Origin of the sequence: Hydrogenovibrio sp. JE_KL2 (assembly GCF_009296185.1) — a bacterium.
Lineage (GTDB): Bacteria > Pseudomonadota > Gammaproteobacteria > Thiomicrospirales > Thiomicrospiraceae > Hydrogenovibrio.
In genome coordinates this window covers 282,073-305,914 of the sequence record NZ_WBJR01000001.1, presented here as the reverse complement: position 1 = coordinate 305,914, position 23,842 = coordinate 282,073, and the positions used below count along the sequence as shown (strand labels likewise).

The following is a 23,842-nucleotide window of genomic DNA, read 5'->3' as shown; positions in this document are numbered from 1 at the left end:
ACTTTACTACTTCGCCATTTATAACCCTACAATCGACTCAACAGCTTTCACCCAACCCAGCGGCGCATGATCTTCAACATAAATCGCACCCGCCACCTCTAATCTTTCGCCCGAAGCCGCCGGTAAAACCACTGCGGTATCGGCATAATTCAACATTGCCAAATCATTGTCGCTATCGCCCAATGCAATGATTTTGCATAGACTGCCGCAACTGAAATATTCCTTGTTTACCAAAAACTGCATGGCATCGGCTTTGTCATGCTTACCCATCACATGGTAAAAACGCCCGCCTTTCTTCAAAATCAAATCTTCTTTTTCCAATTCGATTTCAAACTGCGCCAAAGCCTCCGGTGAATCTTTCCAGATAATCGGTTCGGTCACTTCGCGCTCTTTCGCCAGTGCCGCCTCTTTGACCTTCAATCCGGTTTTGTTCATCACTTCTGCGACCGTCCAGTCGCCAAAGCCTTCAAAATCCCAATGATGCGCCTTTCTCAAGTGCTTCAAATAAGAGCGAATATCACTGTAAGGCTTGCCAATCAAAACTTTTTGAGACCCTTCATGGGATGGCAACAGCACCACCCCGCCGTTTTCGGCAATTACCGGCGGATCAAGTTTCAGCAGTTCTTGCCAACGAGCAAGCTCATCCAGTGTCTTGCTGGAATTCAAAATCACCGGAATCCCCATTTCCTTCAGCTTAACCAGAAGTGGACAAATTCCCTGATAATCATAATTATGATGATTCAGCAGAGTTCCATCCAAGTCTGTAAAAATAACCATTTGACTCATAAACGCCAATTCCTAATCAAAGCGGGAAATGCTTCATTGAAGCATTAATTTTCCGGCTTCTTAATGACAAACTTGTTATAAAAGGCCAGCGACAAAATAATCAAGGCAATCCCGACAATCAGATACAAGGCGTACAACATTTGCGCCGGATCGTTCAATGCAACTTTAAACACTACCATCAACGCCTCTATCGACAAGGCAATAATGATTGCCGTCAAAAACTTCGCCAGCAAACGGGCATCGTCTTTTTTGTCCGAATAAGCCTTAAAGAAAACTTCCCTTTCCAATAGGGTTTTAGCCAAGTCAAAAATCGCCAACCCCATCGTCAGAGAGATAATCGGCTTGAAAATACTCTCCAAACTGTATTGCGCCAAATGATTTAACTGGATCACATAGTCATAGAAAGCATAGCCAATCGACATAATTGAAAAGAACATCAATGACAGGCCAATTACCAGATAGAAGCTTTTGGTAACTTGATTGAACAAGGGGTGACGCTCTACCAAGCCGAAGCGGGTCAGCAAGGTGGGTAGATTAAAGTCGAAAAAGTAATAGTAGTCGCCGTCGGCAATCATGACCGTCACACACGATTCACCCGTTGCAGAACTGATATAGGGCTCACTAATGGAAACCACTTCATCACGAGATTTGACCTTAGACACCAAGTAATCACGATTTTTGCCCACCGCGGACTTGTTGGTCTTATTTTTGAAGACATTCGGTGAAATTTGGATAAACGACTTGTCGGTGATATACACCAGCTCAAGGCTCGGTAGGATAGAGAAGAAACCCTTCATTCCGACGACATGAGGCTGCAGGCATTGCCCGTTGTTCCGAATGGTTTCGATCAGAAACTTTTCGATTTCAACCCGATGGTCTTGATAAAGATTAATAAATTCCTGCATAAATCTCCCCTTTTAATCCTATTAAAGCGAGAAGGAGACCCGTTCTTAAATTTGTGTTATATATCAGCAGTTTATTATGAAATTTGACGAACAAAACCTAACAATTATGACTAGGCATTTGTTCGATTTTGGTGCAGACCTATCTTTGCAACAAAGCCTACACAAATGATTGGTTAAACCGAGATCTGAACGCTCTCTGTAGATTTATCGACATAGCTAACATCAAAGCATGCCACAAAGGGTTTTTCATTGATATGCACCACTTTTGAAACCGTTAAACATAGCTGCATATCTATCAGTGAACGGTAAGGTTCTGAAACATACAATCTTCCGGGAGCCTGTATTGCCTTCACGAAATAACGGCGATTTTTCCAGCACAACCCCTTACCCTTCTTCAACACGCTAACTTGTTTGATTTTGTCTTCGACATTATATTCATCACTAACCTGATAGCCTTCTTGATCCAAGATAAAAAACCTTTTCACAAACGATAACGTCAGCAGTTTTTCCATCTGTAGTTCAAGAGCCGCTAAGTTCGGCATACCCAAGAAACTTTCAAACAAAGTTTCGTACCCTTTCCTCTGAATTTGTTTTAAGAAGGCTTTTTCTTCAATATAGGACGGATATTGCTCTGTCACTTGCTTTATGCAAGACTCGCCTTGTTTGATGCGATCCAACAACTGACGAGGTCTTGCAAAATAAAATCCCTGAACCAAATCGACCCCAATATCCATCGCCAACAAAGCTTGCTCTCTGTTTTCCACCCCTTCGAGCAAACAGATACTGCCGGCTTGTTTAATAAGATTGGTCAGATTGCGTAACACGCTTTGGCTTCTGATACTCTTCGTCGCCTCCAACAACACACCGCGGTCCAACTTAACAATGTCTGGTTGCGCCTTCCAGATACGATCCACATTCGAGTGCCCCGCACCAAAGTCATCCAATGCAATCAAACACCCCAAACCTCTCAGCGTGGTAATCACTTTATTAAACAATTCTTCGTCTTTGATTTCGCTTTCAACCACTTCGATAACCACTTCATGACCCTGAATCTTAAGATCATGAAGCAAGTCAGAGATGCACAAATCTCCCAGTGAGGTTACGCCCTCGAAATCCAAATTCAAAAACAACCAGTTGTCAGGGCGCTTTAGTTTTGCCCAGTTTTCAAAATGCATCCGGTTCAATTGCTGGCTGAATTCGGCTTGGGTCAATCCTTCAGGCACTTCCAAACAATTATAGACAGGCACTTGAAAACCATTCTCTAACGAACGCCCTCTCACCAGCGCCTCCGCACCAACACAAGCTTGATTAGAAAAACTGTATATCGGTTGAAAAACTGAGTACAGTCTATTCTCAAGGGTGTTTAACGTCGACAGTTCCGACGAGGCTATTTCATCCATATGCAACCTATTTAAATTTTCCATAATTTATAAACCTGTCTACTTAACGACCACAAACCAATCAAACCAATCCAACCAACGGAATCCAGCGCCAATTATTTTCTTATTTAGAGACAAAAAACGCATTTCAAATGAAATGCGCCTTCCGTATCAGATCAAGCTTGTATCAGCTTGTTTACACACTTGTCATCGTGTTTTCTAATGCCGCAACAACATCACATATTTCATGTGCGATTGTTGAAATTTTCTTCCCCTGATCCATCGCCATTTTTCGCATGGTTTTATAGGCCTGATCTTCCGACATATTCTTATGTTCTATCAACAAACCTTTGGCTTTCTCAATAATCGCTCTTTGGGACAGCTTATCCTTAACCTGCAACAATTCCTTTTTCACCGCTTGGCATGCATTGAAACGCAACATTGCCACCTCGACAATCGGCTTCAACCTGGAAACATCCTTTCCTTCCACTATGTAAGCGGCCACACCTGCTTTTACTGATTGCTCGATGACTTTGCTATCACGTTCTTCACTAAAGCAAATAACCGGTTTTGGACAATATTCATTCACCAAACTAAACTGTTCAAAAAGTTTTGCCGTTGGTTTTTTAACATCCAATACCATCAAATCGACCGGCATTTCATTTAGCGCTTTCAAAATATTTTGCTCAATTGGCAATACTTTTACTTGATCTGCGCCAATTGAAACCAACCCTGCCTCAAGCTCACTAACGTCATCGCCATCCGAGACAATCAACACATCAAACTTTGAACGCATCTTTGCACCTCCGAACCAAATGTCGCCTAATGGTAACAATTAACATTCCAAAGACTATTTATAGAAATTAATCAAAGACTTAATATTTTTTATAAGAAAATGGATGCTGAAAATAAAGCCAAAATGAACCAAATTGGTTCATGAATGAAGCGATATTTTTACGCAGACAAAAAGGAATACAAAGGGCATTTCACCTTAAAAACACAACTAACCAGATGAAAAACAAGGAAATACTTTCAAACCATAGTAAGCAAAAATACTAAAAATTTATACTGAACAGCGGACGATAAACCACACCGTTTAATGACGACTCACTACTAAACACTGTAACCGTCTTAACCGCCAAATCAACAGAGTTGTCTTCATGCCATTGCACCCCTCCCATATCAAACTCGCGCAAAGGCTTACCTTTGTGACGAACAAGCGTGATATGCGGTAAAAAGGGTAAATCTGGCGCATCAAACCCTAATGACATCAACCCCGCATTAACTTTTTCCGCCAAATCTTGCAATGCCGATGAGTTTTCAAAAGCCAAAGTCACAACCCTTACCTTTTCATCACTGGGCAAAAGCTTTAAGCCTTTGCTCCTTACTGTTAGGGTTTTACATCCAAATACCCAACCTGGTAGATTTTTGATGATGTTTTCAACCTGAGACGCTTCCATCTGCCCCAGAAATCGTAGCGTTAAATGGAAGTTATATGGCGCCGTCATGCGCCACCTTTCTCCTAAAAATGGCTCAGCATTATGCTGCCAAGACAGCAAGGCCTTTTTCAATTCATCATCACAGACTTCAACACCGATAAAAATGCGCATAACTTACTTAAATAGCATCAATTAGTTTTGCTTTAGAGCTTGCATTAATAATACTTATTAGATATAAATTATATTTATAATTATTATCACCCCTTCATTTGAACCTATTCTCATAGTCCAAAAAAATCAGGAGTCCAATATGCAACAACAAATATTCCAAGAAAAGTTTCCAATCTACAAGCTTCAGTTTAACAAGTCTGAATCTAAATTCGCTACTGTAGATGACATCATTGCACAACTTCAATCTGAAATCGAAGCCAATCCGAAGGCAACGTTAATCGCTATTTTCGACCATTACAGCCACACACAAAGCATTGATGGCGAAATCCGCGGTGACATCAAAGATGCCAAAAACATCCTCTTCTGTTTCGGTATGAAAATCCCTAACCCGGAAGTACTGGCAGTTCGCCCACGCTCAATTGCAGTTGCCGACCTAGGAGACAGCTTCATGGTCAGCTTTATGGAACCACCAATGCAAGTCGCGACCGACTTTATGGAAGACTGGTGTAAAGCCCTTGTGAAATAAACAAAGTTAAAACAAAAAAGGTCAGCTATGCTGACCTTTTTTATTTCTATCCCACAAAATAAGATATTGAAAGACAAGAGTTTAAGCTTCTGAAACAACAACCCTATTTCGCCCTTCCCTTTTTGCTTCATAAAGCGCTTGATCTGCACGACTCAATGTCACCTTATAATCTTCATCACCTGAAACGCAAGACATCCCAACACTAAACGTCATTCTTTTATTGAGATTAGCAGGTGGCCGGTAGGATGCATGCAAATCTAAAATCCTTTTTTTGGCATCCTCAAGAGAGGTTTCAGGCATAACAATCATGAACTCCTCCCCACCCATCCGCCCAATTAAATCAGACGAACGAATCGAAGTCTTTAAGTAATTTGCGACATGAACCAGAGCCTGATCGCCTATTTCGTGACCGTATTCATCATTGACGGATTTAAAGAAATCTATATCAACAATCGCTATGCACAACGGTGTGTTGTGACGTTTGGCATAGTCAGAATACCTAGGCAACTCGCTATCTAAATATCTTCTATTACCAACTCCAGTGAGCGAATCCGTCAGACTTTGCTCTCGTATTGTTTCGGTTAACATCACAAGCTGCGATTGCATCTGATAATGAGCCGTCAGGTCTTTAAAAACCCAAACCAACCCCACGTAAGATCCTTTCTCAAAAATCGGAATAAAATCTCTTTCCAGAAACTTATCTCCTACCATTTCCAGCACCTCGTGACCTACGGGTTCCTTGTTTCTGAGTATTTCGTTTTTTCTTTCAATAAAACGTTCAGGATCTTTAAACAGATGCTTTGATTGCTGTGCAGAATACGCACAATCGATACCAACAATGTCGTCGGGAGAGGCAGTGATATTGAACAAATCACAAAAGGCCTGATTGGCTAAGACAAGCTCGCCACTCTCGTTCTCAACAACAATGGCATCATTCATATTCTCAATGAATGTTTTAAACCTATAACAATCTGAAGAGCTAAAATCCACGCTTAACTCCTTTTGAGCTGGCTTAGTTTCTGAAAACCATATTAGCACAACTTTGACAGAAGCAAATACAATGAAATTTATAGAGAAAAGTATTTATTTGAAAGACAACAATGGAATAAATAATCGTCCAACAGACTGACTATAAAACTAAGGAAAATGGCACGCTTGAAGGGAGCCCCCCCCTAACCCCTTGATTCATGACTGAAAAAACAATCATTAAAATTCAATAGGTTAACTTATATTTTTCCGTCACCTCCTTCTTACCCCTGTTTATATGTGATTTAGAAACATTTTGTCGGGAAAGATTTCAATACAAAAACAACTCAATATAACTTAACTTTAAAGGCAGTTTCTTCTTGAATTTTAAAGAATGCGTTTTATACTCAATATTGCTTTGAGAAGAGTTAGTTACATCTTTTCGAGATGGAAACTGAAACGTTTGCACTGCAAATGACACTAATCGGATAACACTTTGTGTTAGTTCAAGATAATTGAAAGAGTTAAGGTTTCCTTAACGTTGAACATTGAACTTTTTACTTCTCAAAGCTCTCCTAACATAAGACCTTAAGATGAATAAGCAGAAAATTATAAACAAAATTTGGTGGACCAAAAAAGCGCGAATTTATTCTGAAATTCGATTGAAGGCTAATGCAAAGTTAAGCCAACATATTCTTATTTGGTATTCTTTTATTGCCGTTTGTACGTCTATTTATGGACTGAAGTATCAACTTGATACAAACGTGGAATTGGCTTTGATATTTCTATCTATTGGCATCTTGGTTCTCAGCATTATCGTCAACTACTCTCGCTTTAATGAACGAGCTATGGAAATGAAGAAAAGCTATGAAATGCTCAACAAGTTACACGATGAAGCTGACTATTTTGATCAACGAACTATAAATAATGAATATCTCGGTATTTTAGAATTATCAGAAAACCATACCGACCTTGATTATGTTTCTGCGCTTGTAAATGAATATGAAAACTTAGCTGAACATAAAAAAGACCCTCAGAGTGAAAATTATCCGCTATCAAGCACCCCATCACAGGCTCAAATAGACAAATACCATTCTTATAAGTGCTTAAATATGCTGCTCATTATTTTTTACTGGGCTTTACCTGCTTTAACACTAATTCCTATTCACTTTCTATTAAAATGAGCCATATTAAAGAGTTTGAAAAAGTTTTTTCTGAAAGTTCCTTAAAGGAAATTTTTGAGACACATATCAGTCACAAACATTCAACAGGTGTTGATAACCGGACAGCAAAATCCTTTGCCAAAGATTTAGATAATCAAATATCAATTATTCATAGAAAAGTACTGGACGGAACTTATAATTTCTCACGTTATAAGCAAAAACTTATTAGCAAAGGGGCAAATAAATTTCCGCGAATTATCTCGATTCCCACGATAAGAGATAAACTCGTTTTGAAAGCTGTGCAAATTTTTTTGCATCAAGTCTTAGATAAACACGTGACTTTCGACACTCCACAAGCCTTAACAAGAGAGGTCAAAAAGACTTTAGATATCTCAGGGTTTGACAAAATTCTAAAACTTGATGTTTCTGAGTTTTATCCAAGTATTAATCATAAAAAGTTGGCATCCAGTCTAGGTACATATTTTAAATCTGGAACAGAAATTATTTCAGATCTCATTCTCAAAGGTATCGCCACAGGAACAGGAACAGGAACAGGAACAGGAACAGGAACAGGAACAGGAACAGGAACAGGAACAGGAACAGGAACAGGAACAGGAACAGGAACAGGAACAGGAACAGGAACAGGAACAGGAACAGGAGAAAATAAAAAAGGGGTTCCACAAGGCTTAGCAATATCAAATATATTAGCTTACATATATTTTAAAAGTATCGATCATCGTTTCAATAAAAGCACTTTAAATATTAAATATTTTAGATACGTGGATGATGTATTAATTATTGGCGCTAGCCACGACGTCATAGCTACTGAATTAGATTTTATAAAGAAGTGTAAACAAAAAGGCCTAAAGGTCCATGATAGACATAAAGTTCCTGAAAAATGCGTATTGCTTGACAAAGGTGAGCCATTTTCTTTTTTAGGATATTTGTATTATCCTGAAAAGAAAGACTTTTCAAAAGCTAAAACACCAAAAGTTTCTGTCAAAGAGCAGTCATTACAAAAACTAAGGAACTCTATTATCGGATTATTTATTTCTTATCAAAGAAAAAATAAAACTTCAGCATATTTGATGTGGCGACTTAATCTTAGAATTACAGGCTGCATAATTGACCATACCCGTAAAGGTTGGCTGGCTTTTTTTTCAGAAATTGATGATTTGGATGTTTTATTTACCCTTGACTACTTTGTTCAAAGCATTGTTTCAGATAAAAGATTTAGTACTTCTAAACTAAAACCACGTTCATTCGTAAAGACATACTACGAAATGAAATACAAACAAAAACACTCAACATATATTCCAAATTTTGATGACTTTAGCATAGAATCGAAAAAAAGAACCCTAAAAGACTTAGGTATTCCTTTTAATCCAGCAAATGAAGAGCAAGTTGAAGGTAAATTCTGGAAGGCGATTAGACGAGAAACAAAAGAACTTGAACAAGATTTGCTACCAGTCTCTTAGACTTTCTAACCTCCTCTCTTTTATATAACAAAATAAATATTCACTTTTAATAACTACAATAAAGCAGTCCGCTTATAACCTAGTGAACATTTCTTTATTTTCAATACGTTAAAGATCAGTTACCGATAAATTTCCGGCGAAAATAATTAAGTTTTAAGCTGAAAAAATTTAAATACAATATAAGCTATTGATTTTAAAACATAAATGGCGCGCCCGAAGGGAGTCGAACCCCTAACCGCTCGGTTCGTAGCCGAGTACTCTATCCAATTGAGCTACGGGCGCTTATTGAGAACTTTGTAACGAAGGTTCAAAGTAAGCTGTGAATTGTAAGGATTTTTGACGTTGCGTCAAGTTTTCTTCCAATTCGGTTGTTCCTATTTTTCGTTGCGTAGCATTGAAAAATGGCGGTGGACTAGGGATTCGAACCCCAGGTAGGCTACTAACCTACAACGGTTTTCAAGACCGCCGCCTTCAACCACTCAGCCAGTCCACCGGAACAGGTGCGTATTATAGAGTGTGGCAAAATAATTGCAAGCAAATAACGCACTTTTTTGAATTTTTATTACAGGCTTGATTAGAGCGTTTCAACCCCACCAAGATAAGGTCTTAATGCGGTTGGTACGGTAACACTTCCGTCTGCATTCTGATAGTTTTCCAAAACAGCAACCAACGTACGCCCTACCGCCAAACCAGAGCCGTTTAGGGTGTGTACCAACTGAGGTTTGTCTTGACCGCTTCTATAGCGCGTCATCAAGCGTCTCGCTTGGAAATCCTCGAAGTTAGAACAAGAGGAAATCTCACGATAAGCAGATTGCCCCGGCAACCAAACTTCAAGGTCATAGGTTTTGGCAGATGAGAAACCGATGTCACCCGTACAAAGTGCCATCACACGATATGGCAGCTCCAGCTTTTGTAGAATCAATTCCGCTTGTTGTGTAAGCTCTTCCAACGCTTGGTAAGAGGTTTCAGGCTCAACCACTTGTACCAATTCGACTTTCTCGAACTGATGCTGACGAATCAGCCCTTTGGTATCTTTACCGTAAGAACCTGCCTCTGAACGGAAACATGGCGTGTGTGCGGTAAATTTCAACGGCAATGAGGCTTGATCGATAATCTCGTCACGCACTAGGTTGGTGACCGGTACTTCTGCCGTTGGAATCAAATATAAATCACGGTCTGAGGTGTCATGCTCTTCGTGCTTGTCGATTTTGTACAAATCTGCTTCAAACTTTGGCAACTGACCGGTACCACGCAAGCTGTCTTGGTTTACCAAGAATGGCACATAAACTTCTTCATAACCGGCTTCTGTATGCGTGTCCAGCATGAACTGGGTAATAGCACGTTGTAGCTTTGCCATTTTCCCTTTTAGGACTGAGAATCTTGATGAGGTGATTTTCACGGCGGCGTCATTGTCATACCAACCGCGTGCTTCAGCAAGATCGACATGGTCTTTCACTTCAAAATCAAACTGTCTTGGCTCACCCCACTGGCGCACCAAAACATTGTCGTCTTCACCACCACCGATTGGTGTGCTTTCGTGAGGAAGGTTTGGAATGCCTGCGTAAATATCTTCAATTTGCGATTGGATGGCATGACTGGCTTCTTCAGCTTCTTTCAAGCTGTCGCCAAGATTTGCAACTTCATCCAATAGTGGCTGAATATCTTGCCCGGATGCTTTGGCTTTACCGATTTCTTTGGAACGACTGTTACGTTGCGCTTGCAACTCTTGTGCCTTGACCTGCAAGTCTTTACGCTGCACTTCAAGTGCCTGGATGTGGGCAACATCCAAATCGTAGCCGCGTGTTTTCAGTTTTTCCGCGACTTGTTCCAGTTCTGTTCTCAGTAGCTTTGCATCTAGCATGGTAATCTCTTAGTTTTCTTTCTATTTTTAATTAATAAATTCTTAATGTGCGTATTGTAAGTGAGCTTTAAGCATCTGCCAATTGAATGTCGGCAATCAATTCATTTGCAATGGCTTCCAATGCCTCTTGAATGTCATTACGATTGACATCCATCGGAATCTTTAACGATAACTGCGCCTTGAACAATTGCTCGCCAGACATGCTGGCTTCAATCACTTCAGACTCCAAACTCTCTACACTACCGCCAAGTCTTGCCAAAGCGTCTGTTAGACGGTGAACAATACCCGGACGATCCTGACCAATCAACTCAATGTCATATTGTTTGAATGCATGAGCAACTGTTTCCGGTTCAGACACTTCATACATCACCTTCAGTCCCAAATTTTCCGACTCAAGGGCTTTGGTAAAACCTTCAACTTGCTCTCTAGGCAGGTCAACACGCAGAATGCCAGCGAACTTGCCCGCTAAGCTTGCCATGCTACTTTCCACCCAGTCGCCATGATAACTGACAATCAGCTTGGATAATGCGGCAACCAAGCCCGGAGAATCTTCCCCCAAAACACTGACTACAATCGATTGTCTCATCTCATCACCTCTCGCTTCGTTTATGTAGGGGTGTTACTCGTATGCTGACATCGGCAAACAAGAGCACACAAGGTTCTTATCACCATAAACGTTGTCAACCCTTGCCACCGGAGACCAGTATTTTTCACGTTTCAGGCTTTCCAACGGATAAGCCGCCTGCTGTCTGGAATAACTATGCGCCCAGTAATCGCCTGTCACTTCCAGAGCGGTATGAGGTGCATTCACCAATGGATTGTCTTCGGCAGTGAACTGCCCTTCCATCACTTGCGCGATTTCGTACTTGATTTGAATCATAGCGTCACAGAATCGATCCAACTCAGCCTGTGACTCGGATTCAGTCGGCTCGATCATCAAGGTTCCAGCAACAGGGAAAGACATGGTAGGCGCATGGAAACCGTAGTCAATCAAACGCTTGGCTATGTCATCGACAGTAATGCCTGATTCCGCCTTGATTGGACGCAAATCAACAATACACTCATGCGCAACATGACCGTTTTTGTCGGTATACAAAATCGGGAAATGCGGCGCCAAGCGATGTGCAATGTAGTTGGCGTTCAAAATCGCATTGGCGGTTGCTTGGTACAAGCCAGTTTTACCCATCATGGCGATATACATCCAACTGATTGGCAAAATACCCGCACTGCCCCAAGGTGTGGCAGAAACCTGACCCACCGTTGAATCCTGCTTAGGGGTGCGTGGCAAGAAAGGCGCAAGATGTTTACCAACACCGATTGGCCCGACACCTGGTCCACCGCCGCCATGCGGAATGGCAAAGGTTTTATGAAGGTTCAAGTGGGAAACATCACCCCCGAATTCGCCCGGTGACGAAACGCCAACCATGGCGTTCATGTTGGCACCATCGATATAAACCTGACCACCTTGCTGATGCACCATGTCACAGACGGTTTTCACGTCTTCTTCAAACACACCATGCGTTGAAGGATAGGTAATCATAATCGCGGAAATGTTTTGCCCATGTTGCTCACACTTGGCTTGAAGGTCGGTAAGGTCGATATCGCCTTTTTCAGACGTCTTGACGACCACGACTTTCATCCCAGCCATGTGTGCTGAGGCAGGGTTGGTTCCGTGCGCGGAAGCTGGAATCAAACAGATGTCGCGATGCCCTTCGCCACGGCTTTCATGGTACGCTCGAATTGCCAACAAACCGGCATATTCTCCTTGCGCACCCGAGTTAGGTTGTAGCGAAACCGCATCATAGCCTGTGGCTTCACAAAGCATGCGCTCCAAGTCTTCAATCATTTGTTGATAGCCTTGAACCTGATGTAAAGGCGCAAAAGGATGGATGCCACTGAATTCTTTCCAGGATACCGGCATCAACTCCGCAGCAGCATTCAACTTCATTGTACAAGACCCAAGCGGAATCATTGCTCTATCCAATGCCAAATCCTTATCGGCAAGGTGGCGCATGTAGCGCATCATTTCCGTTTCAGAGTGATAGCGATTGAAGACCTCATGCGTTAGGAAATCCGAGGTACGTTGTAGCTCCGCTGGTAATGAAAATGGCGTGTTATCCGCAATCTCCGCAGATGCATTTAACACACTCAATAGAGTTGTCACATCTTCTAAAGTCGTGGATTCGTCAAAAGATACACCAATTAGCGTATCGTTGATTTTTCTTAGGTTGTAGCCCACCTGCTCCGCTGCCTGCAAAGTAGCATCGGCAGATGTGACTTCAAAACTGACCGTATCGAAGTAAGTGATATTTTGAACCTTGATGCCCGCTTTATTGAGCGCATCGGCAAAAGCTGCGGTTAGCTGAAAGACTTTATTGGCGATACGTTTTAAACCTTCTGCTCCATGATAAGCAGCATAAAAGCTTGCCATCACCGCCAAGAGTGCTTGAGCGGTACAAATGTTACTGGTCGCTTTTTCGCGGCGGATATGCTGTTCACGCGTTTGTAATGCCAAGCGGTAAGCAGGGTTGCCCAAACGATCAACCGACACTCCAATCAAACGCCCCGGCATGGAACGTTTAAAGTCGTCTTTGGTTGCCATAAAAGCAGCATGTGGTCCGCCATACCCTAAAGGCACACCAAAACGTTGTGAGTTCCCGATGGCGACATCCGCCCCCATTTCTCCCGGTGATTTCAACAGCGTCAGCGCTAGTAAGTCTGTTGCAACGGCAACCAAGGCTTTCTTTTCATGCGCTTCGGCGATAATGGCGGATAACTCTTTTACATCGCCATAGGTGCCCGGATATTGCAGCAAAACACCGAACAATTCCAAATCTGCAAACCCGTTTTCTGGATTGCCAACCACCACTTCAATACCCAGTGGTTCAGCGCGGGTTTTCAGCACTTCAATATTTTGTGGATGGCAATCTTCAGCCACAAAGAACACATTGCCTTTCGATTTTGACATACGCTGACATAATGTCATAGCTTCTGCGCAGGCAGTCGCTTCATCTAGCATCGACGCGTTGGCAAGCTCCATGCCGGTCATATCGGCAATCATGGTCTGGAAGTTCAGCATGGCTTCCATACGCCCTTGAGAGATTTCCGCTTGATATGGCGTGTAGGCCGTGTACCAAGCCGGATTTTCCAATACATTACGCAACACCACCGGCGGTGTTAGCGTGTTATAGAACCCCATGCCGATAAAAGATTTGATTGACTGGTTTTGGCTTGCCATTGCTTTGAGCTTGGCCAAAGCATCATGCTCGGACAAGCCTTCACCAAGCGCCATCTCAGACTGACGGCGAATAGACTTAGGGACTACTCCGTCCAAAAGTTGTTCAAGAGAGTCATAACCCAGTGCAGACAACATTGCCTGCTGTTGCTCATGATTGGAGCCAATGTGACGTTGACTAAAATTATCGGTCTTCATCAAATCTGCAATTTTTCCGGTCATAATCTTCTCTTAATGGCTTTGTCTTACTTCATGTCACTTAGTGAGAAATCAAATTACTCGATGCAAGCTTGATAAGCAGCTTCGTCCATCAAATCTTCCAACTCGGATTCATCCGCGATTTGCACTTTGATAAACCAACCATCGCCCATTGGGTCTTCGTTGACCTTTTCAGGTTCATCTTCCAAAGATTGGTTTGATTCGATGATGGTTCCAGAAACAGGTGCAATCAAATCAGATGCGGCTTTAACAGACTCGATAACCGAGACCGCTTCCCCCTTGGTAATGTCAGAACCTTCTTCAGGCACTTCAACATAAACCAAGTCACCTAGTTGTTCTTGAGCGAAATCCGTAATGCCGATAGTCGCCGTACCATCGCCATGAATTTCAATCCACTCGTGATCTTCTGTATATTTAATTTGACTCATCACTTATCTCCTCTGAATCAATAAACTGTTCTATTAAATTGTTTTAGCATGCTGATTTAACTTATCCTCAAGCACCACGGTAATAATTTTGTTTAACAAACGGCAAAGACGTTATTTCAACAGGAATCGCCTTACCTCTAACCATTGCAAATAACGGCTGTTGCCCTTGGGCTACATCCGTATCCAATAACGCCATCGTGATCGGCACATTCAAACTAGGGCCAAAACCACCGCTGGTGACGATACCGACAAGGGTTTCATCTTCGGTAATGATTTCCGCGCCATCGCGCACTGGCATTTTTCCCTGCGGTAAAATCGCTACACGTTTACGTGGCGCGCCGGACAGCATTTGCCCACCAATCACATCCGCCCCCGGATAACCGCCTGCTCTGACGCCATCCGGACGTCTTGCTTTGGAAATTGCCCAGTTCAAACTGGCTTCAATCGGCGTGATGTCAGTTGTCAGCTCATGTCCGTATAGACACAAACCGGCTTCCAGTCTTAAAGAATCCCGTGCGCCCAAACCAATCCACTCCACAGCGTCTTCCGCCAATAGCATTCTTGCCAAATCAACGGCTTGATCTTTGGCAACGGAAATTTCAAAACCATCTTCACCAGTATAGCCGGAGCGTGTCACAAAGCAGTTGATACCACCAATCTCCAAAGATTTGGCAGTCATAAATGTCATGAATTGTGATTCCGGTGCCAGCTTTGCCATCACGTTTTTGGCTTCTGGTCCCTGCAACGCCAACAAGGCTTTATCGTCCAACACTTCTACTGTAACCGAGCTATCAAGATTGGCTTTCAGATGAGCGATATCCTGCTCTTTACAGGCGGCATTGACGACCAGAAACAGACCATCATCAACACAAGTGACCATCAAGTCATCCAACACACCACCCTTATCATTGGTGAACAATGCATAGCGCTGTTTCAATAAAGGCAGATCGATAATATCGACGGGTACCAACGCTTCGAGTGCTTGCGCGGCTTTTTCACCCTTAAGTTTGACTTGTCCCATGTGAGACACATCGAACAACCCCGCCTTTTCGCGTGTATGCAGATGCTCCTTTTTAATGCCCATCGGGTACTGCACCGGCATATCGTAACCAGCGAAAGGAACCATTCTGGCACCAGCTTCGACATGAAGGTCGTAAGAAGGGGTTTTGAGAAGGTTGGCGGACTCTGTCATGGCGTCTCTCTGACTGACGTTAATTTGCAAAAATTTGAAGTCAAAAGTTTATCAAAATGTGGACTTAGGAATAAAAAATATTCATTAAATTCTAAGGGTTATTTTATGAATTACTTGTAGAAAATTTCTCTATGGAAACCTCATTACAACAAGAATTGTTTGCCAGACCAGACGCCAAACCAAACCATGTAAATACACAACACAACATTGGCAACGATGTTCATCATCGCTTTTTCAAACAACCCTTCCTGCAAGAACAACAGGGTTTCAAAAGCAAAGGTCGAGAAAGTAGTGAATGACCCTAGAAAACCGACGATTAATAACGCACGCCACTCAAGGGCAAGCTGTAATTTATCAATCATCAAAATCGTCAACAGCCCGATCAAAAAAGATCCCAAAGCGTTTACCGTCAAAGTTCCCCAAACGAAGTCACGCCCCCACCAGGCATACATCTGGTTCGACAGCAAAAAACGGGACATGGCACCAAAGGTACCGCCGACCCCGACAGCGAGTAATTGCATCAAGTGAAAACTTTGCACAAGGTTTCTCCTAGTTCTTTCTATTTATACATCAAGCTATCACCGCCTTTTTTGCGGTGACTGCAAATTCATTTGTTTGAGTCGAGCCATTTTCTCGCCGATTTTTATCTCCAACCCTCTTGGCACTGGCTGGTAGTAATCACGCTCAGGCATGTCTTCGGGGAAATAACATTCTCCGGCGGCAAAAGCCTCAGGCTCATCATGCGCATAACGATAGCCTTCGCCATAATCTAGGTTCTTCATCAATTTGGTCGGCGCATTGCGCAAGTGCAACGGAACCTCCGAGGTACCGTGCTCCTGAATATCTCTCACCGCGGCTTTATATCCCATGTAAACGGCATTGGACTTAGGAGCCACCGCCAGATAAACCGCCGCTTGTGCCAGCGCCAACTCCCCTTCGGGGGAACCTAAGCGCTCATAAGCTTCTGCTGCATCCAAACACAAGCCAAGGGCTTTCACATCGGCATTCCCAATATCTTCACTCGCCATGCGAATCAACCGCCTGGACAGATAACGCGCATCAACGCCGGTTTCCAGCATGCGCGTCAGCCAATATAACGCCGCATTCGGATCTGAGCCTCGTATGGACTTATGCAGCGCGGAGATTTGATCATAAAACAACTCGCCGCCTTTGTCCTGACGACGCACACCACCCTGCACGACTTCTCGGCAATGATCCGCAGTCAACACTACCCGACCTGGCAGATTTTGCTCGGCAAAATCGACCGCCTGCTCCAACATATTCAGCAAGCGTCGTGCATCGCCATCCGCGTATTGCACCAACAACTCTTCGGCTTGCGGTTCCAATTCCAGCGTTGTACCCAAATCTTCACTCAGAAGTTCAATGCCGCGTTGTAACACTTGCATCAAATCCTCTTGTTCCAATGGTCTCAACACATAGACACGTGCTCGTGAAAGCAAGGCATTATTCAATTCGAATGACGGGTTTTCTGTCGTCGCCCCGATGAAGATGAAGGTGCCGTCTTCAATATAAGGTAAAAACGCGTCTTGCTGCGCTTTATTGAAACGATGAACCTCATCAACAAACAACAACGTACCTTGGTTGAACTGCGCCTGATGAAGCTTGGCTTGCTCAACCGCCTCGCGTACCGATTTCACACCATCCAGCACGGCGGACAAACTGATGAACTGCAAGTCGGACTGCTGAGCAATCAATCTTGCCAGCGTTGTTTTGCCGGTACCCGGCGGCCCCCAGAAAATCATGGAGTGCAAACGACCGGAATTTAACAGCTTCGACAAGGCACGATTCGCCCCGAGCAAATGCTTTTGCCCGACATAATGTTCTAGCTCGGTTGGTCTGAGCCTGTCGGAAAGTGGTTTATAGCTCATGTCTATTTTAGGTTATTAACCTGCTGTCCAATCACATCCACGCCTTCCGGTGGAATGAAATCAAACTGACTGCTGGCAATCTTAGGATTTTGCTGAATATCGGTGAACTTCACTTTGGTGATGTTGTCCGTACTCTGATACATCCAAATCTGGACCAACTTATCCCCTTTGATGGCGACTTCCAAACTTTGGAAGAAGGTCGAATCTTTAGGCGTCAGATTGTACCAACTGACACCATCTTTAATGGTTTCAGGTAACACATTGAAATTGCTTTCGATTTTGTCGTTATACAGCAACCAGCGTAATGGAAAATCCGACTGCACGGATGTCAATGGACGCACGGTCACTTGGTCGATATCCGGTTCGAACACCCAGAGATTGAGACTGTCAGAAATAATCTCCTGACGATCCGGTTTCTTGTAAACCCAAATCAGCTTCCCAGGGCGGGACAACACAACATAGCCGGTGGATTTGTTTTCTTGAAACAACTGTTCATCTGGCTGAGTCTGAACAAAATTGGCTTTGAAGGTGTGAAGGTTTTCCAGAAAATGATGCAAGGTCTCGATCTTGGATTTTGGCGACTCTGCCAGTGCCTGCCAACTGCTCGTTGCTAAGACAATGAAACCCAACCAAGTTAACAAATGCTTTTTCATATTTTCTTCTTCACAAGTATGTATTCAAAAATCTACCAGGTTGGGGTCACCTGGTATGTCACTAAAAATTAAATCGGGAAATTTACTGTGGCGATTTTCCGGCTAGCACGTCACGGTTACCATTGGATTTCATTGGTGAAACCACACCGGAAGACTCCATTGCCTCAACGATTCTTGCCGCACGGTTATAGCCGATTTTAAAATGACGCTGCACCAAAGAGACCGATACACGTTGGTTGTCGGTCACAAAGGCTACCACCTGGTCGTAGAGCAAATCCTGCTCGGCATCTTCACCCAACGAATCGCTACCATCCGCTGAAGGCGGCTGGGTAATACTTTCCAAATACTGTGGTTCACCTTGAGTCTTCACAAAATCCGCGACTCGGTGCACTTCTTCATCGGTCATGAATGCACCATGCACTCGGCGAGGATTACCACTCCCCGGTGGCATGAACAGCATATCGCCCATTCCCAGCAGTTGCTCAGCACCACCTTGATCAAGAATGGTTCGTGAGTCGATTTTGGTGTTAACCATAAAAGAGATACGGGTCGGAATATTGGCTTTGATCAAACCGGTAATGACATTCACAGACGGCCTCTGGGTTGCCAGAATCAAGTGAATCCCCGCAGCACGTGCTTTTTGTGCAATACGTGCAATCAACTGCTCCACTTCTTTACCGACGACCATAATCATATCGGCGAACTCATCAACCACCACTACGATAAAAGGTAATGGCTCCAACGTGGGTGGCTTTTCACCCAACTCATGACCAAAGTTTGCAGCTTGCTGATATAAAGGATCAATCAAAGGTTCACCCTTTTCAATCGCACCACGGACTTTGGCATTAAACCCGGCAATGTTTCTGACCCCAAGCTTCGCCATCAATTGATAACGACGATCCATCTCGAACACGCTCCAACGCAAGGCATTTGCCGCTTCGGACATATCGGTAACCACAGGGGTCAACAAATGTGGAATATCTTCATAGATGGAAAGCTCAAGCATTTTGGGGTCGACCATAATGAGTCGAACTTCTTCCGGCGTGCTCTTATAAAGCAAGCTCAGAATCATACTGTTAACCCCGACCGACTTACCGGAGCCTGTCGTCCCCGCCACCAGCAAATGCGGCATCTTGGCAATATCCGCCACAACCGGTTTCCCGGAAATGTCTTTTCCTAAGGCAACGGTCAGCGGAGATTTTGAAGTTTGGAACTCTTCAGAAGAAATCACTTCACGGAAGCTCACCACTTCGCGTTTTTCGTTCGGAATTTCTATTCCGACAACGGCTTTACCGGGGATGATATCGACCACACGTACGGACTTGACCGAGAGTACTCGCGCTAAATCTTTTGCCAAGTTGGAAATTTGGCTGACTTTCACACCTGCAGCCGGAAGCACCTCGAAACGGGTAACCACTGGCCCCGGTTGAACGGCTTCAACTTTGATGGACACCCCAAACTCTTCTAGACGCTGCTCAAGCAGAAACGACAAGGCAGTCAGTTCCTCGGACGAAAAACTGTCTTCGGACACAGGAATAGGGTCCAATAAATCGACCCCTGGCAAGTCACCGCCCTGATGCACAGGAACCGTAATGTTTGAAGTAACCTTTCGTCCCACTCTAACCGATGAAGAACCACCCTCGGATAAATCATCTCCCATTGAGATTTCGTGATCTGCAGCTGTTGAAAGTTTATCTTCAGACTTCTCCAGTACCGCCAGCGTTTTGGTCTTAACTTTTTCTGCGAGCTTACCGACCAATGGACTTCTCATCTTTTGCTCTTGTTCGCTTCGCGCTGCGATGACCAGTGAAGGTGAATCTTCTGAGTCTTTTCCTTCAGACTTGGAAGAGACATTCCCCCACAAGGCTTGTAAGTGTGGTTTGGCTTTATCTATCAACACCCAGGTGATTTGTCCGGTTTTATCCAGAATGGTCATCCAGGACAACTGGGTGAAAAGACTGATACCAACAGCGAAAATTACCAGCAGAAGTAATGTTGTACCCAACAAGTCAATCGCTGACACCAGAACATTGCTGACTTCGTAACCTAGCACCCCACCACCGGAATAAGGCAGTTTGAGAAACCCAAGGTCTGGCGATAGAAACAGTGTCGATAGCGCAGAACCGGATACGATCAGAAGAATTAACCCGGTCAAACTTAACCCGAAATGCAAGTAATCGGTATCCCCCTCGGAGCGTATTTTCAACGTCACCATACCCGCCATAAAAATGCCAAACGGAATCAAAAAACCGAACAATCCAAATAGATAAAGTAAAAGTGAAGCAATCCAAGCACCGGTTCTTCCACCGTAATTTTGGATGTTCTGCGACGAGGAGGCGGTTTCAAAACCAGGATCAGTGCCGCTATAACTGAACAACACCAAAAACAAGAAGAATGACACACCGATACACGCTAATACAATCGCGTCTTTTATGATCCAATGAAAACGCTGCGTAGGCGCATCTGAACTTTCGCCACTTTTTCTGGAGAGGTTGGATTGAGAATAATCAGGCATGTTTCTTTTCAAATCACTTAGTCGCTTGAAGGTCTTTTCGTGACACTCGTTCACTAGGTTAAAAATAGGTTTCTATGTTAAAAAAGGTTTTATGGAAATACCCTTGAGAGAATCATAATTCCTTAACTTGACACACTAAAAACTGCTAGAATTTTAGCACAAAAGCACAGAATTTAATCTCAGATTCACTCAGGCTACTACTAGCGCCCTTAATGTTAGCCATATGTATGTTGAGCCATGCATAAAGGGTTCCATCAGATCGACATGCGTTCTAATGGTAAAGAAAGTATTCAGGCTAGTTTAGCATCAAAAAATAGAGGGACCAATTAATGGCAGCAAAACATTGTAAACTACTCATCCTCGGTTCAGGACCTGCTGGTTATACCGCTGCGGTTTATGCAGCACGTGCAAACCTGGAGCCAGTTATCATCACTGGTCTACAGCAAGGCGGACAACTTACCACAACGACAGAAGTCGATAACTGGCCTGGAGATGTTGAGGGATTAACTGGACCGGATTTGATGGTACGTATGCAAAAGCACGCTGAGCGCTTTGGAACCGAAATCATTTTCGACCACATTCATACTGCCGACTTGAAAAACCGCCCTTTCAAACTAACGGGTGATGCAGGTGAATATACCTGTGACGCCTTGATTATCGCAACCGGTGCTTCTGCGAAATACCTAGGCCTGCCTTCTGAAGAAGCTTTCAAAGGAAAAGGGGTTTCCGCTTGTGCAACTTGTGATGGTTTCTTTTACCGCAATCAAAAAGTCGCGGTTGTCGGTGGTGGTAACACCGCTGTTGAAGAAGCACTTTACCTTTCTCATATTGCCGCTGAAGTCACGGTTATTCACCGTCGCGATTATTTCTCTTCCGAGAAAATCTTGGCTCAACAGCTAATGGACAAAGCTGAAAATGGCAACATTAAAATCGAATTCCACAGCGAAATCGACGAAGTGTTGGGGGACAATATGGGGGTTACCGGTTTGAGACTAAAAAACACTCAAACAGGTGACACCAAAGAAATTGATGTTTCCGGTGTTTTCATTGCCATCGGTCATACGCCTAACACCAGCATTTTCGAAGATCAAATGCTAATGGATCACGGCTACATCAAAGTACAAAGCGGCCTGCAAGGCAACGCCACACAAACCTCTGTTGAAGGCGTATTTGCAGCCGGTGACGTAATGGACCAAGTCTACAAACAAGCCATTACTTCAGCGGGTGCAGGCTGTATGGCAGCACTTGATGCCGAGAAGTATTTAGATCAACTTGCAGCGAAAAAATCCTAATCCTAAAAGGGTTTGAATAACGCTACATCTTCTTGTATAGTCAAGTCTAGTTTAAATCTGCCGGGCCCAACCTGGCAGATTTTTCTCACCAATAAATCCAAGGATTGATATGAAACACACCGCCTTAATTTCAATACTCACAACTTCTTTGCTTGCCCCTTCCGCTTTTGCTGCAAATGTTGATTTGAAAACTGCAAACCAAAAAGCAAGCTACGCACTGGGAATTGACTTGGCAAAAAGCTTTGAGAAACAAGGCTTGGAAGTCGACTCAAAGGCACTGATGCTGGGTCTGACCGATGTTATGAACAAACAAAAAATCCGTTTGACGCCAGAGGAAATGCAACAAGCTGTTGAAACAGTGAAGCAAAACCTGATCAAAAAACAAATGGAAGCACGCAAAGCGCTGGGCGAGAAGAACGCTAAAGCCGGTCAAGCGTTCCTAGAACAAAACAAGAACAAGCCTGGTGTTAAAGTCACTAAAAGCGGTCTTCAATATGTTGTATTGAAAGAAGGTAAAGGCACACCACCAACCGATAGTGACTACATCACAGCAAACTACGAAGGAACAGATATTAACGGGAAAGTATTTGATAGTTCATATCAACGTGGTACCCCGATTGAAATCCAAATGCATGACGTGATTGGCGGTTGGTCAGAAGCATTGAAAATGATGAAGCCTGGCTCTAAATGGAAAATCTTTGTTCCACCTTCATTGGGCTACGGTTCGAAAGGTGCGGGTAAAGTGATTGGACCAAACCAAACACTGATCTTTACAATTGAAATGATCACCTACAGTAAAGACAAGCCTAGTCACTAAGCTTCTCTTACTCCCGCATACAAAAAAGCCCCAAAAATTTGGGGCTGTATTATGTTCTAAATACCAAGGGAGGATTAGTTGAAGTTTCAACTGGCGCTTATCTTAAGTGACAGCATTATTTTTTACTAATATAATATTCTTTTATAATCATAGATAAAGTTAATATATAAAAGCTTTATTCTCCCGCTTCCACATCCAATAATCGATAAAACTCATAGGCTGGCGTTTCATACGGATGAGCCTCAAGAAGTGCTTCTAAAGCGGCTTTTGCTAAAGCCTCTTCCAGCACCATCTCAACTTTATACTCATCAACAGTTTCAACAACGCCTGGCTGCCCCAAAAAAGGCTGACTCCCTTCCAAGGGTCTAAATTGTCCTTGCCCTTGCACTTGCCAACAACAACTATCATAATGACCTATCTTGCCGGCACCGACCGAAAACAAGGCTGACTTAACCTGCTCCAAATGGGTGCTGGGAACAAAAAACGTTAACTTTAACAAACCAAATCTCCCTCGTTAAAACGAATTGCAGATACAATATACAAAAAACCAAGGATACCTGATATGCAATCTATGAAACTGATTTTGATTACCTATGCCATTATCCTTACCCTCGGCATTCTTTCCATGGTGACAAAAATACACTACTTCGCCAATATCGCTGGTTTCATCGCTGCGATTGGTTTTATGCTGGTCTTTTTCAAGGACCCTTCTTCAAAAGAAGATGTTGATACCGAAGCAGCGGCTAAAGTTGCCACCTATAAGAAGTATTGGTATGTTGTATTTGCGACAGGTTTGTTTTTCAGCTTGATCTTCGGGACTTTCTGGAACTCTCAAATGGGCGGAATGTAATCCTCCCCATTTTACGGCAATAAAAAAAGCCCGTACTTGACGGGCTTTTTTTATTGTCTGAATTTCAACTCTCTCAGA

22 protein-coding genes and 2 tRNA genes are annotated in these 23,842 nt (G+C 43.3%); 6 read left to right on the top strand and 18 right to left on the bottom strand.

What is annotated here, in order from left to right; all coding sequences use genetic code 11:
* Nucleotides 1-18 precede the first annotated feature (18 nt).
* The 5 genes from F8R13_RS01415 to thpR all read right to left on the bottom strand — a co-directional run bounded on the left by F8R13_RS01415 (nt 19) and on the right by thpR (nt 4,680).
* Nucleotides 19-786, bottom strand: a complete 768-nt coding sequence (locus F8R13_RS01415; protein ID WP_152831553.1) for a mannosyl-3-phosphoglycerate phosphatase — start codon at nt 784-786, stop codon at nt 19-21.
* Nucleotides 787-830: 44 nt separating this feature from the next.
* Nucleotides 831-1,691 carry a hypothetical protein gene (locus F8R13_RS01410; protein WP_152831551.1) on the bottom strand — a complete coding sequence of 287 codons (861 nt, stop codon included), beginning with the start codon at nt 1,689-1,691 and terminating at the stop codon, nt 831-833.
* Between the two features lie 173 nt (nt 1,692-1,864).
* Nucleotides 1,865-3,115, bottom strand: coding sequence for an EAL domain-containing protein (locus F8R13_RS01405; RefSeq protein ID WP_152831549.1), 1,251 nt, complete (start codon nt 3,113-3,115; stop codon nt 1,865-1,867).
* A 151-nt stretch (nt 3,116-3,266) separates the two neighbouring features.
* Nucleotides 3,267-3,866 carry an ANTAR domain-containing response regulator gene (locus F8R13_RS01400; RefSeq protein ID WP_051622926.1) on the bottom strand — a complete coding sequence of 200 codons (600 nt, stop codon included), beginning with the start codon at nt 3,864-3,866 and terminating at the stop codon, nt 3,267-3,269.
* Nucleotides 3,867-4,125: 259 nt separating this feature from the next.
* On the bottom strand, nt 4,126-4,680 hold the full coding sequence (gene thpR / locus F8R13_RS01395) for an RNA 2',3'-cyclic phosphodiesterase (RefSeq protein ID WP_152831547.1): 555 nt from the start codon (nt 4,678-4,680) through the stop codon (nt 4,126-4,128).
* A gap of 139 nt (nt 4,681-4,819) precedes the next feature.
* On the opposite strand from thpR, the gene F8R13_RS01390 reads away from it, so the two are divergent.
* Nucleotides 4,820-5,206, top strand: a complete 387-nt coding sequence (locus tag F8R13_RS01390; protein WP_152831545.1) for a DUF6858 family protein — start codon at nt 4,820-4,822, stop codon at nt 5,204-5,206.
* Between the two features lie 81 nt (nt 5,207-5,287).
* On the opposite strand, the gene F8R13_RS11780 is transcribed toward F8R13_RS01390, so the two are convergent.
* On the bottom strand, nt 5,288-6,196 hold the full coding sequence (locus F8R13_RS11780; protein WP_152831542.1) for a sensor domain-containing diguanylate cyclase: 909 nt from the start codon (nt 6,194-6,196) through the stop codon (nt 5,288-5,290).
* 569 nt (nt 6,197-6,765) lie between these two features.
* Here F8R13_RS11780 and F8R13_RS01380 point away from each other — a divergent pair.
* Both F8R13_RS01380 and F8R13_RS01375 read left to right on the top strand, forming a co-directional pair.
* The gene (locus F8R13_RS01380) at nt 6,766-7,356 is read left to right on the top strand and encodes an SLATT domain-containing protein (protein WP_152831540.1); all 591 of its coding nucleotides are present in this window, start codon (nt 6,766-6,768) and stop codon (nt 7,354-7,356) included.
* Nucleotides 7,353-8,813, top strand: a complete 1,461-nt coding sequence (locus tag F8R13_RS01375; protein ID WP_152831538.1) for a reverse transcriptase domain-containing protein — start codon at nt 7,353-7,355, stop codon at nt 8,811-8,813. Before F8R13_RS01380 ends, F8R13_RS01375 begins: the two co-directional genes overlap by 4 nt.
* A gap of 205 nt (nt 8,814-9,018) precedes the next feature.
* On the opposite strand, the gene F8R13_RS01370 is transcribed toward F8R13_RS01375, so the two are convergent.
* From F8R13_RS01370 to F8R13_RS11750, 11 genes are all read right to left on the bottom strand, one after another.
* Nucleotides 9,019-9,095: transfer RNA gene (locus tag F8R13_RS01370), tRNA-Arg, on the bottom strand.
* A 120-nt stretch (nt 9,096-9,215) separates the two neighbouring features.
* Nucleotides 9,216-9,306, bottom strand: a tRNA-Ser gene (locus tag F8R13_RS01365).
* Between the two features lie 81 nt (nt 9,307-9,387).
* Entirely contained in the window at nt 9,388-10,674 is a 1,287-nt protein-coding gene (gene serS, locus F8R13_RS01360; protein WP_152831535.1) for a serine--tRNA ligase, read from the bottom strand.
* Between the two features lie 67 nt (nt 10,675-10,741).
* A complete protein-coding gene (locus F8R13_RS01355; protein WP_152831533.1) occupies nt 10,742-11,260 on the bottom strand; it encodes a glycine cleavage system protein R in 519 nt (172 codons plus the stop codon).
* 33 nt (nt 11,261-11,293) lie between these two features.
* The gene (gcvP, locus tag F8R13_RS01350; protein ID WP_152831531.1) at nt 11,294-14,131 is read right to left on the bottom strand and encodes an aminomethyl-transferring glycine dehydrogenase; all 2,838 of its coding nucleotides are present in this window, start codon (nt 14,129-14,131) and stop codon (nt 11,294-11,296) included.
* A gap of 53 nt (nt 14,132-14,184) precedes the next feature.
* Nucleotides 14,185-14,556 carry a glycine cleavage system protein GcvH gene (gene gcvH / locus F8R13_RS01345; RefSeq protein WP_152831529.1) on the bottom strand — a complete coding sequence of 124 codons (372 nt, stop codon included), beginning with the start codon at nt 14,554-14,556 and terminating at the stop codon, nt 14,185-14,187.
* A gap of 67 nt (nt 14,557-14,623) precedes the next feature.
* Nucleotides 14,624-15,748, bottom strand: a complete 1,125-nt coding sequence (gene gcvT, locus F8R13_RS01340; RefSeq protein WP_152831527.1) for a glycine cleavage system aminomethyltransferase GcvT — start codon at nt 15,746-15,748, stop codon at nt 14,624-14,626.
* Between the two features lie 143 nt (nt 15,749-15,891).
* Nucleotides 15,892-16,287, bottom strand: a complete 396-nt coding sequence (crcB, locus tag F8R13_RS01335) for a fluoride efflux transporter CrcB (RefSeq protein ID WP_371414872.1) — start codon at nt 16,285-16,287, stop codon at nt 15,892-15,894.
* Between the two features lie 39 nt (nt 16,288-16,326).
* Complete coding sequence (locus F8R13_RS01330) at nt 16,327-17,637, bottom strand: replication-associated recombination protein A (protein ID WP_152831525.1); 1,311 nt, start codon at nt 17,635-17,637, stop codon at nt 16,327-16,329.
* 2 nt (nt 17,638-17,639) lie between these two features.
* Nucleotides 17,640-18,290 (bottom strand): outer membrane lipoprotein chaperone LolA, encoded by a 651-nt coding sequence (gene lolA, locus F8R13_RS01325; protein ID WP_152831523.1) that lies wholly within the window; start codon nt 18,288-18,290, stop codon nt 17,640-17,642.
* 82 nt (nt 18,291-18,372) lie between these two features.
* Nucleotides 18,373-20,805: a DNA translocase FtsK gene (locus tag F8R13_RS11750; RefSeq protein WP_152831520.1), complete on the bottom strand. Its 2,433-nt coding sequence runs from the start codon at nt 20,803-20,805 to the stop codon at nt 18,373-18,375.
* A 329-nt stretch (nt 20,806-21,134) separates the two neighbouring features.
* Here F8R13_RS11750 and trxB point away from each other — a divergent pair, with 329 nt between their 5' ends.
* Nucleotides 21,135-22,097, top strand: a complete 963-nt coding sequence (gene trxB, locus F8R13_RS01315) for a thioredoxin-disulfide reductase (RefSeq protein ID WP_152831518.1) — start codon at nt 21,135-21,137, stop codon at nt 22,095-22,097.
* A gap of 109 nt (nt 22,098-22,206) precedes the next feature.
* Entirely contained in the window at nt 22,207-22,914 is a 708-nt protein-coding gene (locus tag F8R13_RS01310) for an FKBP-type peptidyl-prolyl cis-trans isomerase (protein ID WP_152831516.1), read from the top strand.
* Nucleotides 22,915-23,089: 175 nt separating this feature from the next.
* Here F8R13_RS01310 and F8R13_RS01305 read toward each other — a convergent pair whose 3' ends face one another.
* A complete protein-coding gene (locus F8R13_RS01305) occupies nt 23,090-23,413 on the bottom strand; it encodes an NGG1p interacting factor NIF3 (protein ID WP_152831514.1) in 324 nt (107 codons plus the stop codon).
* 63 nt (nt 23,414-23,476) lie between these two features.
* On the opposite strand from F8R13_RS01305, the gene F8R13_RS01300 reads away from it, so the two are divergent.
* Entirely contained in the window at nt 23,477-23,764 is a 288-nt protein-coding gene (locus tag F8R13_RS01300) for a hypothetical protein (RefSeq protein WP_253806289.1), read from the top strand.
* Nucleotides 23,765-23,842 lie beyond the last annotated feature (78 nt).